This is a genomic window from Escherichia sp. F1, from assembly GCF_046764225.1.
In the GTDB taxonomy this organism is placed as follows: domain Bacteria; phylum Pseudomonadota; class Gammaproteobacteria; order Enterobacterales; family Enterobacteriaceae; genus Escherichia; species Escherichia coli.
The window spans coordinates 3,024,516-3,042,811 of the sequence record NZ_CP177202.1 but is presented as its reverse complement, the minus strand read 5'-3'; the positions used below and the strand labels follow the sequence as shown (position 1 = coordinate 3,042,811).

Sequence of the window (18,296 nt, the reverse complement as noted above, 5' to 3'; positions counted from 1 at the left end):
TAGTCCGAAGATATGAAGCTGCTAGTGACATACATCAGGTGGAGTACTAAAGAGCAAGACTCAGGAGACTCCTTAAGACGGCAAACAAACCTCATTGATGCTTTCTACTCTAAGCACAAAAACGATTATTACCTTCTTCCTGCTCACAGATATGTTGATAAGGGTAAATCTGGTTTTCACCAGCAACATAAGAATCAAGGTTCTGACTTCAGACGTATGTTTGAAAATGTTATGTCTGGGGCTATTCCAGAAGGTTCCTTGATTGTTGTAGAGAACTTTGACCGCTTCAGTAGGGCTGATATCGACACAGCTATAGATGATGTCAGGCAGATACTGAGGAAAGGAGTCTCTATACTGACTCTGGGAGATGGTGAACTCTACGACAAATCAGCATTAACAGACCCTGTGAAGTTGATTAAGCACATCATCATAGCTGAGCGAGCACACCAAGAATCTCTTGTTAAGCAAAAGCGTATAGCTCAGGTCTGGAACCATAAAACACAGCTTGCAAGAGAACTTAAGAAGCCTATGGGTAAGCAAGCCCCCGGATGGTTAGAGCTATCAGAAGACGGTTCACACTACATCGTTGATGAAGATAAAGCGTCACTGGTGAATATCATCTATGACAAGCGTCTTTCTGGTATGTCGATGTTTGCTATCTGCAAATGGCTAAACGAACAAGGTTACCCGACCATTAATCAGCGTAAGGTCAGAATATCCAAGACTAAGAAACCGGATGGCAACTGGTCAGCATTAAGCGTTAAACACATCCTGACTTCACGAAGTGTATTAGGTTACCTTCCCGCTAAGATTTCTACAGAAGACCGTAAAACAGTGTTACGTGAAGAAATTGAAGGGTTCTATCCTCAGATTGTCACAGATTCTAAGTTTTACGCTGTACAGCAACTGTTAGAGGAAACAGGGAAGGGGAAAACATCCAGCGGTGAACACTGGCTATATGTGAACATACTGAAGGGGCTTATCCGTTGTAAGTGTGGGCTTGTAATGACTCCTACAGGGATACGTAAACCCGTTTATCAAGGTACTTACCGTTGCAATGGTAATAAGGAGTCCCGTTGTAGCTACGGTACAGTGTCCAGAAAGTTACTTGATACACAGCTTTGCAGTCGTCTGTTTAGCAAACTATCACAGCTACACGATGAAGCTACTGACACAGCTAAATTGGATGAACTACAAAGAAGATTAAACACCGTTGATAGTGAACTTGAAAAACTTACTGAGACGCTGATACAGCTTCCTAACATCACTCAGATTCAGGAAGCACTACGGGTTAAACAGGAAGAAAAAGATGAACTGATAGTTCAGTTATCACGAGAAAAGGCGAGGGTAAAATCTGTATCAAGCTTGGATTTAAGCGGTCTTGATATGGAGTCTGTAGAGGGGAGAACTGAAGCCCAGATTATCATTAAGCGTCTGGTGAAAGAGATTGTTGTTTCTGGTAATGAAAAGCTGGTGGATATATATCTTCACAATGGAAATATGATTCGTGGTTTCCCTCTTGATGGTAAAGATGACCACACCTTAACGCTTGAAGAAGCAACCGATGAGATGCAGTCATTAGATGATATGCTTATTTTTGGTGAACCAGTAACAAGGATTTATCCTGCTGGTGATATGGAAGAGGTGGACGCTTAGTATTTTTTGTTAGGGTTCACTGAGTACTTTTTAAGCTTTGAAGCTACCCGACCAGCGTTACTGTTAGCATTGGTGACGTTGGTTTTTTCAGCTTCTGTTAAGTCTGAATAGTCCAGCTTCCAAGCCTTATTACATTTAATCTGAGCATCGAGAATATCATTTCTGATAGCTGGAGCGTAACCGGATACATCGTTAATACTCATTAGCTCTTTGCACGATAGCATAGGCGCGTTATTGCGTTCAGTGGTCACGTTACCTGCATTCTTCTTACTGGTCACACCACCGTCATTTGTAGTAGCGGTCTTTCCAGTTGCTGCTGAAATATCAGTTTGACCTACGATTGCTTTAAAGTTAATTTCCTGAAAAGTTAATTGGATTCTTAGACCGTTTGAAATACCAACATCTTTAGAGGCTTTAAAGCTCGTAATAATGGAGTCATCAATTTTAATTCCATCTTTACAAATGACCGAAATAATTTGCTTCTGGTCTCTCCAGCTTTCAAGCGTGTCGATGAAGTTCTCCACCAGCTTATTATCTCGTGAGATAAGGATACTGCCGGATTCACCAACTACAACCACACCACTGATAGTGATTGTTCTGGGTGCTCTTTGAACATTATCTGTGACGGTTTGCCCTGATTGCATATTTTGAGTGGTAACCATCATAGGGCTATCAAATTCCATGTTCTCAGTTGCTGATAGTGACAAGAAATTATCTGGTTGGCCTTGTAGATGAAAGTAAACACCATCTTTGCCAGTGTAACGAAGCTGATTAGTGTAAATCATTAAATTCTCCTTTGATTTCAAAGGCTTAGTGTATTTTAATCATTTTTAACCAAGCCTTTGATATATAAGTATTTTCTCTGTTAAGCGTGAGCTACGTAAATTCTATTTTTCAGTGCGGGTATTAACTTTGCTTTATTCACGTAGAACACCGTTAAATCAATCATCTTCTGGGAATGATGAACTTAATAACGTAGCTTCTGCATATTGGTCGTAGATATTACTGCTAAAGGTCATAAAGCTGGTTTCATCTGGTTTAATGGCAACTTCACCACCAAGTGAAACTTTCACAGGCTCCTGAATACGCTTACTTAAAGCAGAGATTTCATCCCTCAGACCCTGAATATCTGCACTCGTTAATGATGCATCTTGTTTCATGGTAATTAATTCTGGATGATTGAATCTTGCAATATTCATTGTGGCATTGTTAAACAATTCACCCATTGAACTAAAAATTCTACTCCATCCTTCGTTAATCATATTCGGTTTATTAGGGTCACCAGAATACACAGGATTAAAGTCACTACCCACACCTACCCCAGATGGATGCATATTAGCGTTTTTGACTACTTCCTGATTCATAAAATCAAGAGCTTTCTTCAATGCATATAAACCAAGAGTGACGCCTCTGATTTGTGGAATCATTGAAGCTAATGCTAACGCTGTTTCATAACCGTCATCAGCATAACCAATTGCAAGAGCACTACCTACACCACCAGCTACACCTTTCAGTTTTCCACCACCTTTACCAGTAGCTACCTGACCAGCCACCTGATTAGCTCTTGTACCTAACGTTGTGATTGCTCTTGTCAGGCTCATAACCCCTGTAGCAGCACTGAATAGTGTCTTTGCAGATAACGCTATAGCAAGACCTTTGACAAAATTGATAAAACCATCACCGACTTCATCAAGTAGCTTTCGCTTAGTGTCATCAAGGCTGTAATAGAACTTCTTAGTCTGTAGAATCCAGCCTTCAAGGTGATTGTTAAAGATACGGATGTCATCTACACCAGCTTTAAGCATGTCGATAAGTCCACCGATAGCATCACCAGCGATAGAAGAACTCATACCCATTTCACGAAGCAGGTTACCCAGGCTGGATAAGAAGCCGTTTAGCTCATCCTGTGAACCTGAGAAGATTTTCACCATCGTATCATCCCAGTTGTTAGCCAGTTTCCCTAAAGCTGTTTGGGTGCTCTTAGCGACTTCAGCCCAGCCACCCGCTTTATCAATCATCAAGCCCATCTGTTTAGCGACTTTAGGGAGAGTATCACTACTTAAAATCTTCCCGTCTTTCATGGCTTTATCAAGCTCTGTAGCAGTCATACCCAATGCTTCAGCGAATAGCTTAAATGCACCAGCCATACGGTCACCTAACTGCCCACGTAATTCTTCAGCCTGAATCTTGCCCTTGCTCGCCATCTGCTCAAATGCTTTCAAAATGCCGTTTAGCTCATCGTTAGAAAGCCCCATTAAACGGCTCATAGCCGTTGCATTACCAAATAGCTCCTGTGTCTGTTCCTGTGACATAGAACCCTGAGCACCTGCTGCAAACTTAGCGTAGCTTGACAGCCCTTCAGAGATATTAAGACCTGTCTTGTCAGCCAGTCCCCTGATAAATGTTTCAGCTTCAGATGCTTTATCACCAAGTACAAACTTAGCGGCTCTCTGTGCGGAATCTCGTTTAAGACCTGCATTCATAATGGCCTTGTAAGCGTTAAGAGCACCCATCACAGAGTAAAATGCACCAGATAACTTAATTGCATTGCTTGCAAGATTATTAAATGCGTCGCTTGTATTGTTAATGCTGGTGGTCTTTGTCTGTGACCTGAGTTTATTCAACGTTTCACGAAGAGATTGATTTAATTTTGCAAGTTCAGCGTTAAACTTTTCACTTCCAATATTACCAGCCTTACCGCTTAAGCTGTAATACTGTGCTTTAAACATTTTAGCCATCAGCGGATTAATATCACCAAGCTTAGACATATTCACGCTATGCGCTGCTGTGATTGCTCTGTTGCCGCTAATTCGTGGCTGTCTTGGCTGTTTTGGAGGATTAATAGCGTCATTAACCTGACTTGTGAAACGGAAAGCTTTAGTATTTTTTGCTCTAGCTTCCAGACGGTCAAAGGTCTTATTAATTTTTCCTTCCATTGACTTTAAAGAAGCCGTTAAATTGCTGTCAAGTTGCTTGGTATCGACCTTAAACGCTCTATTCAAATTACGTTCAATTCTTTGTGCTGACTGCAAAGCTGCCTTTTCAACTCTTTGCAAGCCTTTAACAACGTTTTCACTGAAGCCTAGCTCAACGATAAAACTATCAACTGTAAATTTGCTCATTGTTCATATTTCACCTCTTTAAGCGTGTTGTACGTAAATTCTATTTTTCAGTGTGGGTATTAGCTTTACAGATTTCACGTAGCACACATACAAAAAAGGGAGAAACTACCGATGTCACTCGATAATCTCTCCCGTAGATTTTCACCCAACCAATTCTTTACCTAATCAGATAATAATTGCCATCTTCACCGACAATCTGACAATCACTTGGTAATTTATCAAGACACCATTTAGCGATTCTTCTGATTCTGCTATTTTGCCTAGAGGTGGATGATTTGATTCGTTTTGGTTTGTTGGGTTGTTCTTTCAATCGTTCGCTAATTGCTTTAATAAGTTCATAGCGTTCTGTTAAATCAATCATTCACCACCTCCTTTTTAATTCATAGTTAAAGTACCTTGCTATACTTCTGAGAAATCTTCGTAAGCTGCTCAATATCAGCCTGCATAGCAATTTTCTTCTGTGATTCATATTCACTAACAAGCTCTTTCATAGCCTGAAGCTCTCTTGAGAGATACAACTTAGCACTATCAAGCTGCTTGTTACGTGATGCCAAGATGTTCTGTCTGGCAAGTTCACAGAGTTCTTCATCGCTCTTATCGGTCATGTAAATAAACTGACCAGCACCCCTTGAAGCTTTAACCATCTTCACAATTCGATATCCATCAGGAAGACTACTAATCACGGCTGGGATGTTTTCTGGAAAAGTACCAAAACCATCATTGTCTTCATATTGGTAATAGACAAATGGTTTCTGTGACAATTCATCCTGAATCTCAAATTCTGACGGCTCAATAGCTGATTGCATCAAGGTAACTTTGCTGTAAGCGTCATCAAGTTTAATACGCTGTGCTTTCAGCAGTGGGTAATATTTCTTTTCAAGCTCAAGTAATGCTTCACCCTTGCAAACATCAGGCATCTCTTGAGGCTCAGGGGACACAAAGGAAATTACCTTTGGTGACATTCGGATTTCTTGCTCAAGCTTAATTCTTTCATCGTGTTCTTTACGCTGAATAGCGATAGCTGGATGTTCAGTCTGTGGCGACCAGTCACCGAAGCTGTCAACCTTTTTACCGTTAATATATAGATTTTCCATTTCATTCCTCTTCTAAGCGAAAGTGTTTCAGTTTTTAAAAAGCACACCTGACAGCCTACGAACTTAGAAGAGGCTTAAAAGGCGGTTTGCCAAGTATGCTTTTTAAAAACTGAATAGCCCTAGATAATTTCTTATAAAGGGCTATTCATAAGGTGAAGAAATTAAAACTTCTGAAGGATTCAAACGAATGAACAAAGACTTTTCGAGATGACCTCTCAGGTTGTATAAGAGGCCATGTAGCGAAAAGCATTGCACCTTTCAGAATAACTATCCCTAGATGTAGATGGAATTGTTGAAAGAAATAAGAGAGAAATTCTCTCTATAATTAAAATTATGTCATGCTTAAGGTTATTTGTCAACAGCTTTTTAACAGATTGGTAACATTTATACTTTAATAGATGCACCTGCAATCATACCAATCAATACAAAACAGATAATCACCAATTCCATTAATGCACCACCTTCGAATCCGTCACCAAAATATTGTCAGCGTACAAAATTGCTATAGCTGCCTTGAGATATCTTTCAGGGCTAACGCTGTATTTGTTCGTTTGCTCGATAACCAATCTTTTCATGTTGCTGTCTTTAATTGGTAGCATCATTCGAGGCTCGTTAAACTCCACCGACTGAATAAAGTCAGAGATGCTTTCCGCATTATCAGTCATTAACTCTAACAACTTATCAAAGTCAATGCTAACACCTACATCAGTGAAAGCCTGAATCATCATGGCGGTGTCGGTATCAATAAAAATCTGTAGTGGGAAGTTGTTCATTTTTAAAATCCTCTTTTTACCAGACCTCCTCAATCGCTCTGTAACGAGCTAAACAGTCTTTTTCAGGGGTAGCCTGTAGGGGTGTACCACATACCCTAAAATAAGATAGTTTTTTGCGTTAGAATGCGATTGAGAGCGTCTGAGAGTGGGTAAAACCGTTTTTTGCCTTTAGTCTGAGACTATTAAACCCATCTCACTATGAAATTGGCTAAACCAGCTTTTTGTTACTGAGGTTTTTAACGTGAAAGATGGGGATTGCATAATCAGATAGATGTCATCATTATCAATGTCACCCCATCCATTATGTACATCAATTAGATTTCGAAAATATTTAAAGGCTTTGTCTGTTTTAAGTTTGAGGGTGAATACTTTCTTCATTCTTCCCCCAATTCTTAATGAGTTCATAGGCCCGTTTAAATTGAGTCTGGTCACTATAATCAAGCTCGATATCCAGTGACTTTAATTCATAGCGTAACTGCTCAATTTGATGTGGCTTTAGTCTTTTCTTGTTACGGTCAAGCGTAACATCTTCATATTCTTTTGAGCGGGTATCTTGCCTGATTAGATGTGATGCCAGTTTATAAAATTTGTATCTAGGTAGCATTAAACCCCCAATTTATCCGCTAATTGATGAACCTTAGCGCTTAGCACCTGAATCATTGAGCAACCTGTTACAGCGGACTGTGCTTTGAGTAGTTCCAGTTGGCCCGTTGTGATTCGGATGGCCTTAGAACCCTCTGCAACGCCCTTAACGTTATCGAAAGGGCTAAGGTTTACCGACTCTTTTAAAATCTCCCCAACAAGCGCTGTGTGCTTCATATCGGGATATTTGGCTTTGATTGCTGCCAGTCGTTCAAATGCCTCTGGCAAAAGGCGCGTAACTGTGTGTGCCATTGCAAATCTCCTTAAATCTCTTACTCATACTACAATCTTAACATCTATTTAACATATTGTCAACATCTCATTTACATGTTAATATGGTTATAGGGGCTGATACAGGTGCTGTTTCCTTTCACAAAAGGAAAATTAATGCATGATTTTTTCACAGCAATTATTGAATCTCATCGTTTTAGCTCGTTGGGCTTTGCGGTATTTATTGTGCTATTGGTGTTTTGCGTTATGAATCGAGTCATTACAAAAAAGACAAAGCTTACAATTCGACTTAAACTTCTTCGTGTTGAGATAGAGATTTCAATAAATAAATAGCTGGTGGACTTACCGGCACTTTCCCTTGATAATATTGGTGGCCCTCAGATTACCGGGGTCACCGTCTTTTAGTCGTAGCTGGTGGACTGAATCCCAGACATCAAAATGATACATCACTGCAAACCTCAAAGCGTCAATCTTTAAATCTGTCACACCATCAAAAAAGAAATAATTCTTTCCTTCCTTCTTCGGTCGAATCCGGTAAACCTCCCCATGAGTATCTTTCAGAAGATGACCTTCACGAGAAATGCTGTAGCGCCTTAATAGATAATCTTTGTATCGTTTTTCACCGTTATATTCTCTCATTGGATACCTCCACCTGCATAGTACATTTTAGGCTTAATCCTTTGCTTCTTATTTTCACTAACTACTTTCTTCTTTGGTGTGAAAGAAAAGTCATCATCGTCACCATCATCAAAGTCATCGAGGTCATTAACCTTGTTCTTTAGCTTCGCCATTTCAATGCGTGATTTAATCTCTGCTTTGCGTTGTTGTGCTTTTTTAATAGCCTCTTCACGCTCTGACTCTTCATCAAGGTAATCATCGAAGGGGTCCATCTCATCATCAGTGGCGGGGCACTGTGTGTTTTTATGGTCACTATCAACATTCACATCAGAGATTTCTTTGTCTTGTTTAGAAGTCTTTTTAGAGCTTACTTCGAGGTCATCTAAGTCAGATGTTTTAACAGTCTCTTTAACAGTCTCTTCAATACCAAGAGAATCACATTCATGTGAATCACAGAGCGAAGCTCCCCTCTTAAGAGATTCTCCTTCAAAGTCATCTTCTTTATTGTTATTAGTAAGTTCTTCTTTGTTATTACTGTTATTATACGTGTCAAAGATTTTGACTGACTGAGTAAAAAATTTTGACTCAGTGGGTAAAGAATTTTGACTCAGTGGGTCATCTTTCTTGACTGACTGAGTAACTTTAGACTCCAGCTTTGCCTTTCTGGCTTCTTTAGCTGTAAGCTCTGTTAAAACTTCCGGTACTTCATCAAGTGAATAAACTTTAATAACACACTGATTGCTTGCAACGTTAGTTTTCTTGATTAAACCATGTGCCTCAAGTCGTTTCATACATGCAATCACGGATGTTCTTGTGATTCCAGCATACTGACCAAGATGAGCATATGAAGGGGTATAATATTGCCCCTTATCGTGATAAAACTTTTGTTCATTCAGCATGACAGTGTAAATAATACGGTCGGCAGCTTTAACGCCATTAGTCATCTGATAAATACGGTCATCAAACATGTGAAATTTTTCCATTATATTTTCCTTTTTAAAAATAAAACAAAGAAAGGGCTGACCACGTATAGTGACCAACCCCAGAGGGAGTGAATTAATTAGAAGATGGACTGATAAAGGAACTCAGAAGCCTGAGCGATTACGCGAGTATTAACAGCAAAAGGAAAAGCCTTGAATGAATAAGAGGCTGTGAAAATCCGTCAATACCCTGACGCCTCCCAACGTTGTAACCTCTTAATGTTCTGAGTTCTTTTATCAGCCCATATAGAAACTATAACAGATGTGATTATAAATTGCAACAATTATTTCACAGAATAATTACTGATTGGTCATTTATTGTTCACAGGGATGCTTCTTAATATCTGAATCACCTGTCTTGTAAATGACCATATTTATGAGAATTTTAGCTCAACCTTTGAGCAATTCTGTATGACGTGCTCAGAGGCATTCTGAGAGCATCTGCAATGTACTTAATGGTTTTGCCTTGCATGTATAGTTTTATGAAGATGTCGAGCGTCTCAGGTGGGTAAATGGTGGGTCTTCCTCTTAAGCCTCCTCTGTTAATGATGGTTAACGGTAGCAATGTATCAGCACAGCAAACCATCTGCGTAATTTCATGCTTACGTGGCTCAGATTTAAAGATGACAATTGCAGCAGGAAACGGCGCACGAACAACAAGCCCGTTATGCCCTGCTGGTGGGAGGTATCGAACTGCGCGATGAAGAATACGGATTTCATGGCAAAGCGGGTTTGTGAAGATGTGCTCAAGCCAGTATGTGGTGTGGGGTCGGTACGGTATCAGGAATACCGCTAAATCTGCCTCAGACGCTTTTATGAGGAACGACGGAATATCGCTGTATGGTGGGTTACAGAATACCTTTTCACCAACCCATGACTGATTGTGGATATCATCGGTAAAGCGGGGTAATAACGTATCATGCTCAGTTGCAGCGCCATCTAGCGTAAGACCAAATTCATGGTTTAAGTTCTTGAATAACAAAAATGGAGTTCTCCAGCAATCAGAACCCCCATGATGCTTCCCGATTAAAATATGCTCAATTGACATAAGAAATAAAAATTTTTATTGCAATCACTATTGACAAGGTTTACTCTCTTTTAAGAGATACTTAACAGGTTTTCTAAACGGATATCCTTTCTGGGATATCTATCTCTTATCTTAAAAGCTTTTATAGATACTTTAAAGATGTCTGTATATATTCTGTACAGTAACTTTTCAGACTCTGAAAATTTTTATAAAAAATGACTAGCCCTCTTTGAATCTCATCTTCCCCGAATCTTCAAAAATATCTATCACAGGTCTATACCTGCTAAGTACCCGTCACACCAGCTATGTGACCCCCTTTGCAGAATTTTAAAATATCTATGAGGTTTATTCGATAAACCGAATCAACTATTGACTTTCTTCATAGCATCTGTTTAGCTCCACCTCAAGAAACCTTCACCACACTTCAAAGCATCTATCAAGAAGATTTAACCTATCAATAGCTGTAACATTTTATAGTTCTGTGAAGTACTCCCCAGTTTTCTCTGTAACAGACACAAACTTCTGTGACCTTATGTATCAATGACTTAGAAGACATGCTCTCAAGGTGCTGTATAGCCTCTTATCAGCCAATACACAAAACCCTTATAAATCAGTACTGATATGTATACAGTTCGTTTTTAACATAATAGCTGTTTTACGCACTAATCGTGTTCTACATGAAATCTGTATAGAGATTAAGGTGTCTGTAAGTGATTTTTTAAGAGGAGCTACGAAGATTTGACAAGGTAACTATGAGGTTGATTCCTAGAACAACCGAATCAACTATAACCATCACTTTTCAATATTCACGCAGGATATCGTTAAGTTTCTTGATAGTTACACCATGTGACCAACTGCATGAATAGCGTTATATACTCCTGTATATAGCACTTTTCTAGGAGTCGAGAGAGGGACGACTAACACGATACAGTTTATCCTGAAAAGAGACTTCACAGATTCTCTATATATTTCAATAAGTTATGATAAAAAGAGACTATATCAATACTGCATAGAATCTGTGTAAAACTGCTTAGATACTTGGGAAAATGCCTTTAAATTGAATAGGGATTCACCTGATATTGTCCTGTTATTAACAGGTAGTTGAATGTACGTGTTTAGCTATGTAAAAGCACCAGAACTTTAGCCATTTCTAACCACTCCTCGTGTTATCTCTATTCCGTAGCGATTCGCTACCACTTATTTAAAGATAAGACGTCCTTTTCAGAGTGCAAATTTCACAACCACTTATTTGATTTATAACAACTTTCACAAGCACGTAATTTTGTCGCAAAATGACACATTTTTATCTCATCGCGTTTTTTTAATCATAAGAGCGGCTTATGGATAATTATTGGAGATGATATCTATTCTCGCTAAGAAGCTGTTGCAGGATATTACCAAACGCGGGTCTGCCCGCGTCAGTTCACTAAGCTTAGTCCCACGTAGCGAAAATATGGCAGCCGCCATACGCCGCGTTAATTCTATGCAATATGATGTCTATACCCAGACGGAGGTCAGTAATGGCAAACCATCGAGGCGGTTCCGGCAATTTTGCAGAAGACCGCGAAAGAGCATCAGAAGCAGGTAAAAAAGGTGGACAGCACAGCGGGGGTAATTTCAAAAATGACCCGCAGCGCGCATCTGAAGCAGGTAAAAAAGGTGGCAAGAGCAGTCACGGCAAAAGCGACAACTAGCCGGGCTAATCAATGACGAATGTATTTTTGTCTGAAGCTCGTCAAAAAGTCATCACCGCCGGTTACCCCGGCGGTTTTCTGTTTATGGCTCCTGATGAACAACTTCTGGCGGTGGAACGTCAACCAACCTTCTGCTTAACAACGCATTGAGTAAAATCGCGCCAAAGGTTGCTGTACCGATCCCTCCCAACGTAAAACCGCCTAGCGTGAGAGCAAAATCACCCGCGCCCAGCACTAAGGTTACTGCGACCATAATCAAATTACCGTTCTGGCTTAAATCGACACGGTTTTGTACCCAGATCCTTGCGCCTGCGACGGCAATCAGCCCGAACACAACAATTGATGCACCACCAATCACCGGTGCTGGAATGGTATGAATCAGCGCGCCAAATTTCGGCGAAAAGCCCAACAGCATGGCGATGACGGCAGCAGCAACAAACACCAGCGTCGAGTAGACTTTTGTCACGGCCATCACACCGATATTTTCAGCATAGGTGGTCACGCCGCTACCGCCGACAGAGCCGGAAAGCATCGTCGCCAGCCCATCGCCCACGAATGCCCGCCCCATATATGGATCCATATTGCGTCCGGTCATCCCGGCGACCGCCTTGAGATGACCTAAGTTTTCTGCCACCAGAATCACCGCCACGGGCGCAATCAGCATCATTGCCTGACCATTAAAAGCAGGAGTGGAAAAATGTGGCAAACCGAACCAGGCAGCATGGCTGACGAGAGTAAAATCGACGGCTTTTCCCAGCCCTAAAACGTTGGTCATTACGCCATACAGCAGACAGGCGACAATTAATCCTACGAGAATCAATAATCGCTGGATCATGCCACGGGTAAACACCGCCACTAGCCCAATACACAGCACCGTCATTACCGCCATCCAGCTATCAAAGGCCGAAGCCGATACACTTTTCACTGCGATAGGCGCTAAGTTCAGGCCAATCGCCATCACCACCGCACCCGTCACCACTGGCGGCATCAGTCGTTCAATCCAGCGCGTACCGATTTTCATCACCACCAGGCCAATGACGGTATAAACCAGCCCACAGGCGATAATCCCGCCCAGCGCAATGCTGATATTCGGGTTAATGCCCTGACCGTTAAAGCCCGTCGCGGCGATCACCACGCCGACAAAAGCCGCGCTGGAACCGAGATAACTGGGGACGCGCCCGCCGGTAATAAAGAAAAACAGTAACGTGCCGATCCCCGACATTAAAATGGAAAGGTTGGGATCCAGCCCCATCAGAATCGGCATTAACACCGTCGCGCCAAACATCGCCACCGCGTGTTGAACGCCCATTATTGCCGTCTGAGCAAACGGCAATCGTTCATCCGGCGCGACCACGCCGCTCTCTGTAGAGGTCGATTTTAACTGCCAGTGAGGAAAACCGAACATTGCCATCAGCTGTCTCCTTAAGGAGGTTAACAAGCAGGGCGCATCAGCGCGTGATAACTGCGATCAAACCACACCAGCCCGTAGGGGGTGGCGTGACGATGAATCGCTTCGATGGCGCAAAACAGAATGTCGTGGGTGCCGACGCTCACCACCTGGCTGATACGGCAGTCAAACGAAACCAGTGCCTCTTCCAGTTGCGGGCATCCGGTCACACCAGTCTGCCAGCGGGCGGCGGCAAAGCGGTGTTCCATGGGCGTTTTGCCGCCAAAAAGGTTTGAAAGCGGCTCCTGCCCGGCGCTAAGTGTATTTACACACAGCGTTCGATTTTCATTGAATGCCGGCCAGACGGACGCCCCACGATTCAGGCACACCAGTAATGTGGGAGGCGTATCGGTCACACTGCAGACGGCGCTGGCGGTGAACCCGGCGCGCCCGGCTGGACCGTCCGTGGTGATGATATTGACCGCCGCGCCCATGCAGGACATCGCATCGCGAAAAGTTTGTTGATCGACAATGTTCATAGTTTGCTCCTTACAACAGCCCGCAGGCTTCTTCAAAGGACAGACGTGGCAGGCGCGCATAAAGCTTGCTGCTATCGCCATAGCCGATATTAATCAGCAGATTGCTCTTCAGCGTGCTGCCCGTAAAAAAGGCGTCGTCCACGTGTTGACGGTCAAAGCCGGACATCGGGCCGGTATCCAGCCCCAGCGCCCGGCAGGCGACGATCAGATAGGCCGCCTGCATGGAACTGTTGCGAAACGCTGTTTCTTCGGCAAGTTGTGGGCTGGAGGTAAACCAACTGCGGGCATCGCCGTGAGGAAACAGCTGTGGTAACCGTTCATAAAATTCACTGTCCCAGGCGACGATCGCGGTGACGGGCGCGGTCAGGGTTTTTTGCAGATTGCCGCTGGAAAGCGCCGGGCGCAGACGTTCTTTTCCTTCTGCAGTGCGGATAAACACGATCCGTGCCGGAGAACAGTTAGCTGATGTCGGCCCCCATTTCATCAGGGCATAAATCTCCCGTAATGTCTCATCGCTGACGGGTGTCTCCCGCCAGCCGTTGTGAGTGCGGGCATCGGTGAACAAGGTGCTAAGCGCACCTGGGCTAATGGCTTCGTTCATAGCAATTCCTTACAGGGCGGCTTCACGGTGATGTAACAGGCTGGCAAGCCCGTTGAGTAACAGAGCATTAAACGTTTCGGGATCGGTCACGTTGCAGGCGTGTCCGCCATAGCGCATCACCATTTTCTGGCTATCGGGCAGGGCGGCATGAAGTTCACTGGAACATGCTGATGGCACCAGCAGATCATCACTGGCGCAGATGATTTGCACCGGGCAGCGAATGCGATCCGCATGGCGACTAAAGTCAGCGCGTTTGAGGGCGTTAAGTCGACGCAGTAAATTATTTTTGCCCTGAAAATGCGCCAGTGCCAGCGCGTCTTCAGCTTCCAGGCGAGGTGCGCGGGCCGCCATCCAGTCGGCGGGATAGAGGAACAATGGCTGAGCTTCCACCCATGCCTGCGCGCCGCCGCTATGTAGTAACTGCTCGCGAACCTGAAAACAGCGGCGCGTATGGGCGTTTATTCGTAGCCAGCCGTTAACGCTGACCAGCACAGTTACCGACGCGGGATAATCCAGCGCCAGCTGCATTCCCACCAGCGCACCGAGCGCATGGCCGACCACCGCGTAACGCTCAATCCCTGCGGCTACCAGCGCCTGATGCAGTTCCGCTGCCATCTGGGTGATACTGTAATCTTCTGCCAGCGTGTCGGGATTATTGCCGGTACCGCGCTGGTCGTAACAGACTATCTGATACTCCTGCTCCAGCACCGCCAGTTGCGGTAACCAGTAACTGCCGCTACCGCCAAGACCCGAAATCAACACCACTACGGGCGCATCAGCATAAGGGGGAGGTGAGAGTGAAAGTTTCATCGCGGCCTCACTTGGCGATATGCGCAATTGTGGCGATTTCCACCAGCGCGTCAGGTTTTACCAGTCCGCACTGAATGCAGAATCGCGCCGGTTTATCACCCGGAAAAAACTCGGCGTAGATTTCGTTAATCGCGGCGTAATTTTTCCAGTCGGTAATAAAGATGCTGTTGAAGGTCACATCCGCCATCGTGCCACCCGCCGTCTCGATCACCTTGCGGATGGTTTCCAGAACGTGGCGGGTTTGCGCCTTTGGGTCATCGGCAAACAGCACGTTATTATGTTGATCAAAAGCCAGCGTACCGGAGACATACACCACGCCATCAGCCAGCGTGCCGGGAACGAAGGGGGCCAGCGGTGCGCTGCTGCCAGCGGGAATAATTACGGATTTTGGCATCGTTAAACTCCTTAAGCGATACGAGCAAAGGACGTGGGAGAAAGTGCGTCGCAGAACGTTTCGACGTCGCTGACCCAGCCAAAAAAGGTTTCGATATTGAACAACGCGGCCTTCTGTGCAAATTCCGGCCCCGCCTGGTGTGTTGCGTCTTCCAGCACCACGCCGAAATACTCCAGAAAAAAGCCGTCGCGTAGCGTCGATTCGACGCAGACGTTGGTAGCGATACCGGTGAAAACCAGATGGCGTATTCCGCGGCTGCGCAAAATGCTGTCCAGCGGTGTATTGAAGAAACCGCTGTAGCGCGGCTTAGGCAGCACAATATCGCCAGGCTGCGGCACCAGTTCATCCACCAGTTGATAATCCCAGGAGCCTTTCGCCAGCAATTTCCCCTGTAGCTGCGGCTGCTTACGCATGGTTTTCAGGGCGTTCGATTTATGAAAATTCGGTGAGCCGGGGCCGCCAGCCTCGACATACTGTTCATCCCAGCCATTTTGAAACCAGATGATCAGCATCCCTGCTGCTCGCGCTGCGGTCACGGCGGTTTGAATGTTGGCAATGACCGGGCGAGTGGTTGAGACATCAAACCCGGCGAGATCTAAGTAGCCGCCTGGCGTGGCATAAGCGTTTTGCATATCCACCACGATCAGCGCACTTTGCTGCGGATCGAAGGTAATGGCTTCCGGTCGAGCGGTTAAGATTGTCATCATGCCACCTCCTGAGTCAGCGCAGGGAGATGGGCGCGGCACTGCATCAGTGGTTGAATGCGCTCGCCGAAGGTTTCGATTCCCGACAGAAAATCATCGAAGGTCAACAGCACGCCTTCGGCACCAGGCACGCTTGCGACTTCATCTAACATGCGCGCGACACTGGCGTAAGAACCGACTAACGTCCCCATATTGATGTTTACCGCCGAAGTGGGATCGGCCATCTGACGGACGTTGGTGTCAGTACCGGAGCGGGTATCTTTCTGACTTTGTTCGGTTAGCCAGCTTAACGCCTCTTCATCCGCGCCCGCTTTGTAGTGTTCCCATTTGGCGCGAGCGGCATCGTCGGTTTCATCGGCAATCACCATAAACAACACATAAGAGCCAACGTCGCGTCCGGTTTGCTCTGCGGCCTGTTTCATCCGCGCAGCGGTCGGGGCGAAAGCCGTAGGTGTATTTACGCCTTTGCCGAAACAGAAGTTAAAATCGGCATACCGGGCGGAGAACGCCATGCCAGCGTCGCTTTGCCCGGCGCAGATCACTTTCATGGGGACACTCGGTTGCGGACTGACGCGACAATCATCCATAGTGAAAAAATCGCCTTTAAAATCGCTTTTCCCCGAGCCCCACAGGTCGCGCAGCACCTGAACATATTCGGTGAGATAGTCGTAACGACGGGAGAAATAGTCATCGCCAGGCCAGATACCCATCTGCTCATACTCAGGCTTTTGCCAGCCAGTCACGAGGTTGACGCCAAAACGCCCGCCAGAGATGGAGTCAATGGTTGCGGCCATACGGGCGACGATTGCCGGAGGTAACGTTAAGGTGGCGGCAGTGGCGTAAATCTGAATGCGCGAGGTGACGGCCGCCAGCCCCGCCATCAAGGTGAACGACTCAAGGTTGTGATCCCAGAACTCAGTTTTGCCGCCAAAGCCACGCAGTTTGATCATCGACAGGGCGAAGTCGAAATGGTAGTGCTCCGCTTTTTGCACAATGGCTTTATTCAGTTCAAAGGTCGGCATGTACTGCGGCGCGTGGGTCGAAATGAGCCAGCCGTTGTTGCCAATAGGTACGAATACGCCAATTTTCATCATCAACCTCTCTTCGTCTCGTAAAGTGAAAGTCAGACGGGGCGCTGCATCCTGCATATCCTTTTCAGCCGCGTAATGGTTTGTTTGCAAAGCGGATGCCAGTTTTTAAAAAGTGAATGTTATTAATATGTTAATGTTAAGTTGTCTAAAATATCTGGAAAAAAGTGGACTAAACGGTCAAAACAGTTGCACATAAAACATGCATCCGTGCGCGATGAAAGTGCAGAAGGTCGAGGCCGGGCAGGGGTTTTGCTATCCTGTTGCCAATCTACAAGAGGGGAGAGCGCATGACGCAAGGCGCAGTGAAAACAACGGGTAAACGTTCGCGCGCAGTGAGCGCGAAGAAAAAAGCGATTCTTAGCGCAGCACTGGACACTTTTTCGCAATTCGGTTTTCACGGCACAAGGCTGGAGCAGATCGCAGAGTTGGCAGGCGTTTCAAAAACCAATCTGCTGTATTACTTCCCGTCAAAAGAGGCGCTGTATATAGCCGTACTGCGGCAGATTCTCGATATCTGGCTGGCACCGTTAAAAGCGTTTCGTGAAGATTTCGCCCCGCTGGCGGCGATCAAAGAGTACATCCGTCTGAAGCTGGAAGTCTCACGCGATTATCCGCAGGCTTCACGTCTGTTTTGTATGGAGATGCTGGCAGGCGCGCCGTTGTTAATGGATGAACTGACGGGCGATTTGAAGGCATTAATTGATGAGAAATCGGCGCTGATTGCCGGTTGGGTCAAAAGCGGCAAACTCGCGCCGATTGACCCGCAGCATTTGATTTTTATGATTTGGGCTTCCACTCAACATTACGCCGATTTCGCCCCTCAGGTGGAGGCGGTGACAGGCGCGACGTTGCGCGATGAGGTATTTTTCAATCAAACGGTTGAAAACGTGCAGCGGATTATTATTGAGGGGATTCGACCACGTTAAAGATGCC

The 18,296-nt window shown here is 44.9% G+C and carries 19 protein-coding genes and 1 pseudogene; 3 read left to right on the top strand and 17 right to left on the bottom strand.

The genetic code is table 11. From position 1 onward, the window contains the following. The first annotated feature begins 12 nt into the window (after nt 1–12). Nucleotides 13–1,656, top strand: a complete 1,644-nt coding sequence (locus tag ACK8NJ_RS14870; RefSeq protein WP_097431365.1) for a recombinase family protein — start codon at nt 13–15, stop codon at nt 1,654–1,656. On the opposite strand, the gene ACK8NJ_RS14865 is transcribed toward ACK8NJ_RS14870, so the two are convergent. The 10 genes and pseudogenes from ACK8NJ_RS14865 to ACK8NJ_RS14820 form a co-directional block, all read right to left on the bottom strand. Next, nucleotides 1,653–2,441 carry a phage baseplate protein gene (locus ACK8NJ_RS14865; protein WP_411961752.1) on the bottom strand — a complete coding sequence of 263 codons (789 nt, stop codon included), beginning with the start codon at nt 2,439–2,441 and terminating at the stop codon, nt 1,653–1,655. The genes ACK8NJ_RS14870 and ACK8NJ_RS14865 overlap by 4 nt on opposite strands. A 156-nt stretch (nt 2,442–2,597) precedes the next feature. Further along, nucleotides 2,598–4,778, bottom strand: a complete 2,181-nt coding sequence (locus ACK8NJ_RS14860; RefSeq protein ID WP_411961751.1) for a tape measure protein — start codon at nt 4,776–4,778, stop codon at nt 2,598–2,600. 157 nt (nt 4,779–4,935) lie between these two features. Further along, nucleotides 4,936–5,139, bottom strand: coding sequence for a hypothetical protein (locus ACK8NJ_RS14855; RefSeq protein ID WP_042193748.1), 204 nt, complete (start codon nt 5,137–5,139; stop codon nt 4,936–4,938). 25 nt (nt 5,140–5,164) lie between these two features. Then, nucleotides 5,165–5,872 (bottom strand): transposase, encoded by a 708-nt coding sequence (locus ACK8NJ_RS14850; RefSeq protein WP_411961750.1) that lies wholly within the window; start codon nt 5,870–5,872, stop codon nt 5,165–5,167. A gap of 449 nt (nt 5,873–6,321) precedes the next feature. Continuing rightward, entirely contained in the window at nt 6,322–6,645 is a 324-nt protein-coding gene (locus ACK8NJ_RS14845; RefSeq protein ID WP_219330550.1) for a hypothetical protein, read from the bottom strand. A gap of 349 nt (nt 6,646–6,994) precedes the next feature. Further along, nucleotides 6,995–7,249 (bottom strand): hypothetical protein, encoded by a 255-nt coding sequence (locus tag ACK8NJ_RS14840; RefSeq protein WP_034169421.1) that lies wholly within the window; start codon nt 7,247–7,249, stop codon nt 6,995–6,997. Next, the gene (locus tag ACK8NJ_RS14835; protein ID WP_096880414.1) at nt 7,249–7,539 is read right to left on the bottom strand and encodes a hypothetical protein; all 291 of its coding nucleotides are present in this window, start codon (nt 7,537–7,539) and stop codon (nt 7,249–7,251) included. Before ACK8NJ_RS14835 ends, ACK8NJ_RS14840 begins: the two co-directional genes overlap by 1 nt. Before the next feature lie 321 nt (nt 7,540–7,860). Continuing rightward, nucleotides 7,861–8,157: a hypothetical protein gene (locus ACK8NJ_RS14830; protein WP_065553537.1), complete on the bottom strand. Its 297-nt coding sequence runs from the start codon at nt 8,155–8,157 to the stop codon at nt 7,861–7,863. Beyond that, nucleotides 8,154–9,119 carry a helix-turn-helix domain-containing protein gene (locus ACK8NJ_RS14825; protein WP_411961749.1) on the bottom strand — a complete coding sequence of 322 codons (966 nt, stop codon included), beginning with the start codon at nt 9,117–9,119 and terminating at the stop codon, nt 8,154–8,156. Before ACK8NJ_RS14825 ends, ACK8NJ_RS14830 begins: the two co-directional genes overlap by 4 nt. 826 nt (nt 9,120–9,945) lie before the next feature. Next, nucleotides 9,946–10,164: pseudogene (locus ACK8NJ_RS14820) on the bottom strand (DNA N-6-adenine-methyltransferase); the annotation flags it as partial. Nucleotides 10,165–11,663: 1,499 nt separating this feature from the next. Here ACK8NJ_RS14820 and ACK8NJ_RS14815 point away from each other — a divergent pair. After that, nucleotides 11,664–11,837: a general stress protein gene (locus tag ACK8NJ_RS14815; protein WP_001273658.1), complete on the top strand. Its 174-nt coding sequence runs from the start codon at nt 11,664–11,666 to the stop codon at nt 11,835–11,837. A gap of 82 nt (nt 11,838–11,919) precedes the next feature. On the opposite strand, the gene rutG is transcribed toward ACK8NJ_RS14815, so the two are convergent. Genes rutG through rutA form a run of 7 tightly spaced genes read right to left on the bottom strand, consistent with a single transcriptional unit; the run spans nt 11,920 to nt 17,363 of the window. Further along, the gene (gene rutG / locus ACK8NJ_RS14810; protein ID WP_001240613.1) at nt 11,920–13,248 is read right to left on the bottom strand and encodes a pyrimidine utilization transport protein G; all 1,329 of its coding nucleotides are present in this window, start codon (nt 13,246–13,248) and stop codon (nt 11,920–11,922) included. Between the two features lie 20 nt (nt 13,249–13,268). After that, nucleotides 13,269–13,763, bottom strand: a complete 495-nt coding sequence (gene rutF, locus ACK8NJ_RS14805) for an NADH-dependent FMN reductase RutF (RefSeq protein WP_001028082.1) — start codon at nt 13,761–13,763, stop codon at nt 13,269–13,271. Nucleotides 13,764–13,773: 10 nt separating this feature from the next. After that, nucleotides 13,774–14,364, bottom strand: a complete 591-nt coding sequence (locus ACK8NJ_RS14800; RefSeq protein ID WP_001001058.1) for a malonic semialdehyde reductase — start codon at nt 14,362–14,364, stop codon at nt 13,774–13,776. 9 nt (nt 14,365–14,373) lie between these two features. After that, entirely contained in the window at nt 14,374–15,174 is an 801-nt protein-coding gene (gene rutD / locus ACK8NJ_RS14795; protein WP_411961747.1) for a pyrimidine utilization protein D, read from the bottom strand. 7 nt (nt 15,175–15,181) lie between these two features. Continuing rightward, on the bottom strand, nt 15,182–15,568 hold the full coding sequence (gene rutC / locus ACK8NJ_RS14790; RefSeq protein WP_001126780.1) for a 3-aminoacrylate deaminase: 387 nt from the start codon (nt 15,566–15,568) through the stop codon (nt 15,182–15,184). Between the two features lie 11 nt (nt 15,569–15,579). Further along, nucleotides 15,580–16,272, bottom strand: a complete 693-nt coding sequence (gene rutB, locus ACK8NJ_RS14785) for a peroxyureidoacrylate/ureidoacrylate amidohydrolase RutB (protein ID WP_001446784.1) — start codon at nt 16,270–16,272, stop codon at nt 15,580–15,582. Beyond that, complete coding sequence (gene rutA / locus ACK8NJ_RS14780; protein ID WP_001313729.1) at nt 16,272–17,363, bottom strand: pyrimidine utilization protein A; 1,092 nt, start codon at nt 17,361–17,363, stop codon at nt 16,272–16,274. Before rutA ends, rutB begins: the two co-directional genes overlap by 1 nt. A 287-nt stretch (nt 17,364–17,650) precedes the next feature. Between rutA and rutR the strand changes: the two genes are divergently transcribed. After that, a complete protein-coding gene (gene rutR, locus ACK8NJ_RS14775; protein WP_000191701.1) occupies nt 17,651–18,289 on the top strand; it encodes an HTH-type transcriptional regulator RutR in 639 nt (212 codons plus the stop codon). The last annotated feature ends 7 nt before the right edge of the window (nt 18,290–18,296 follow it).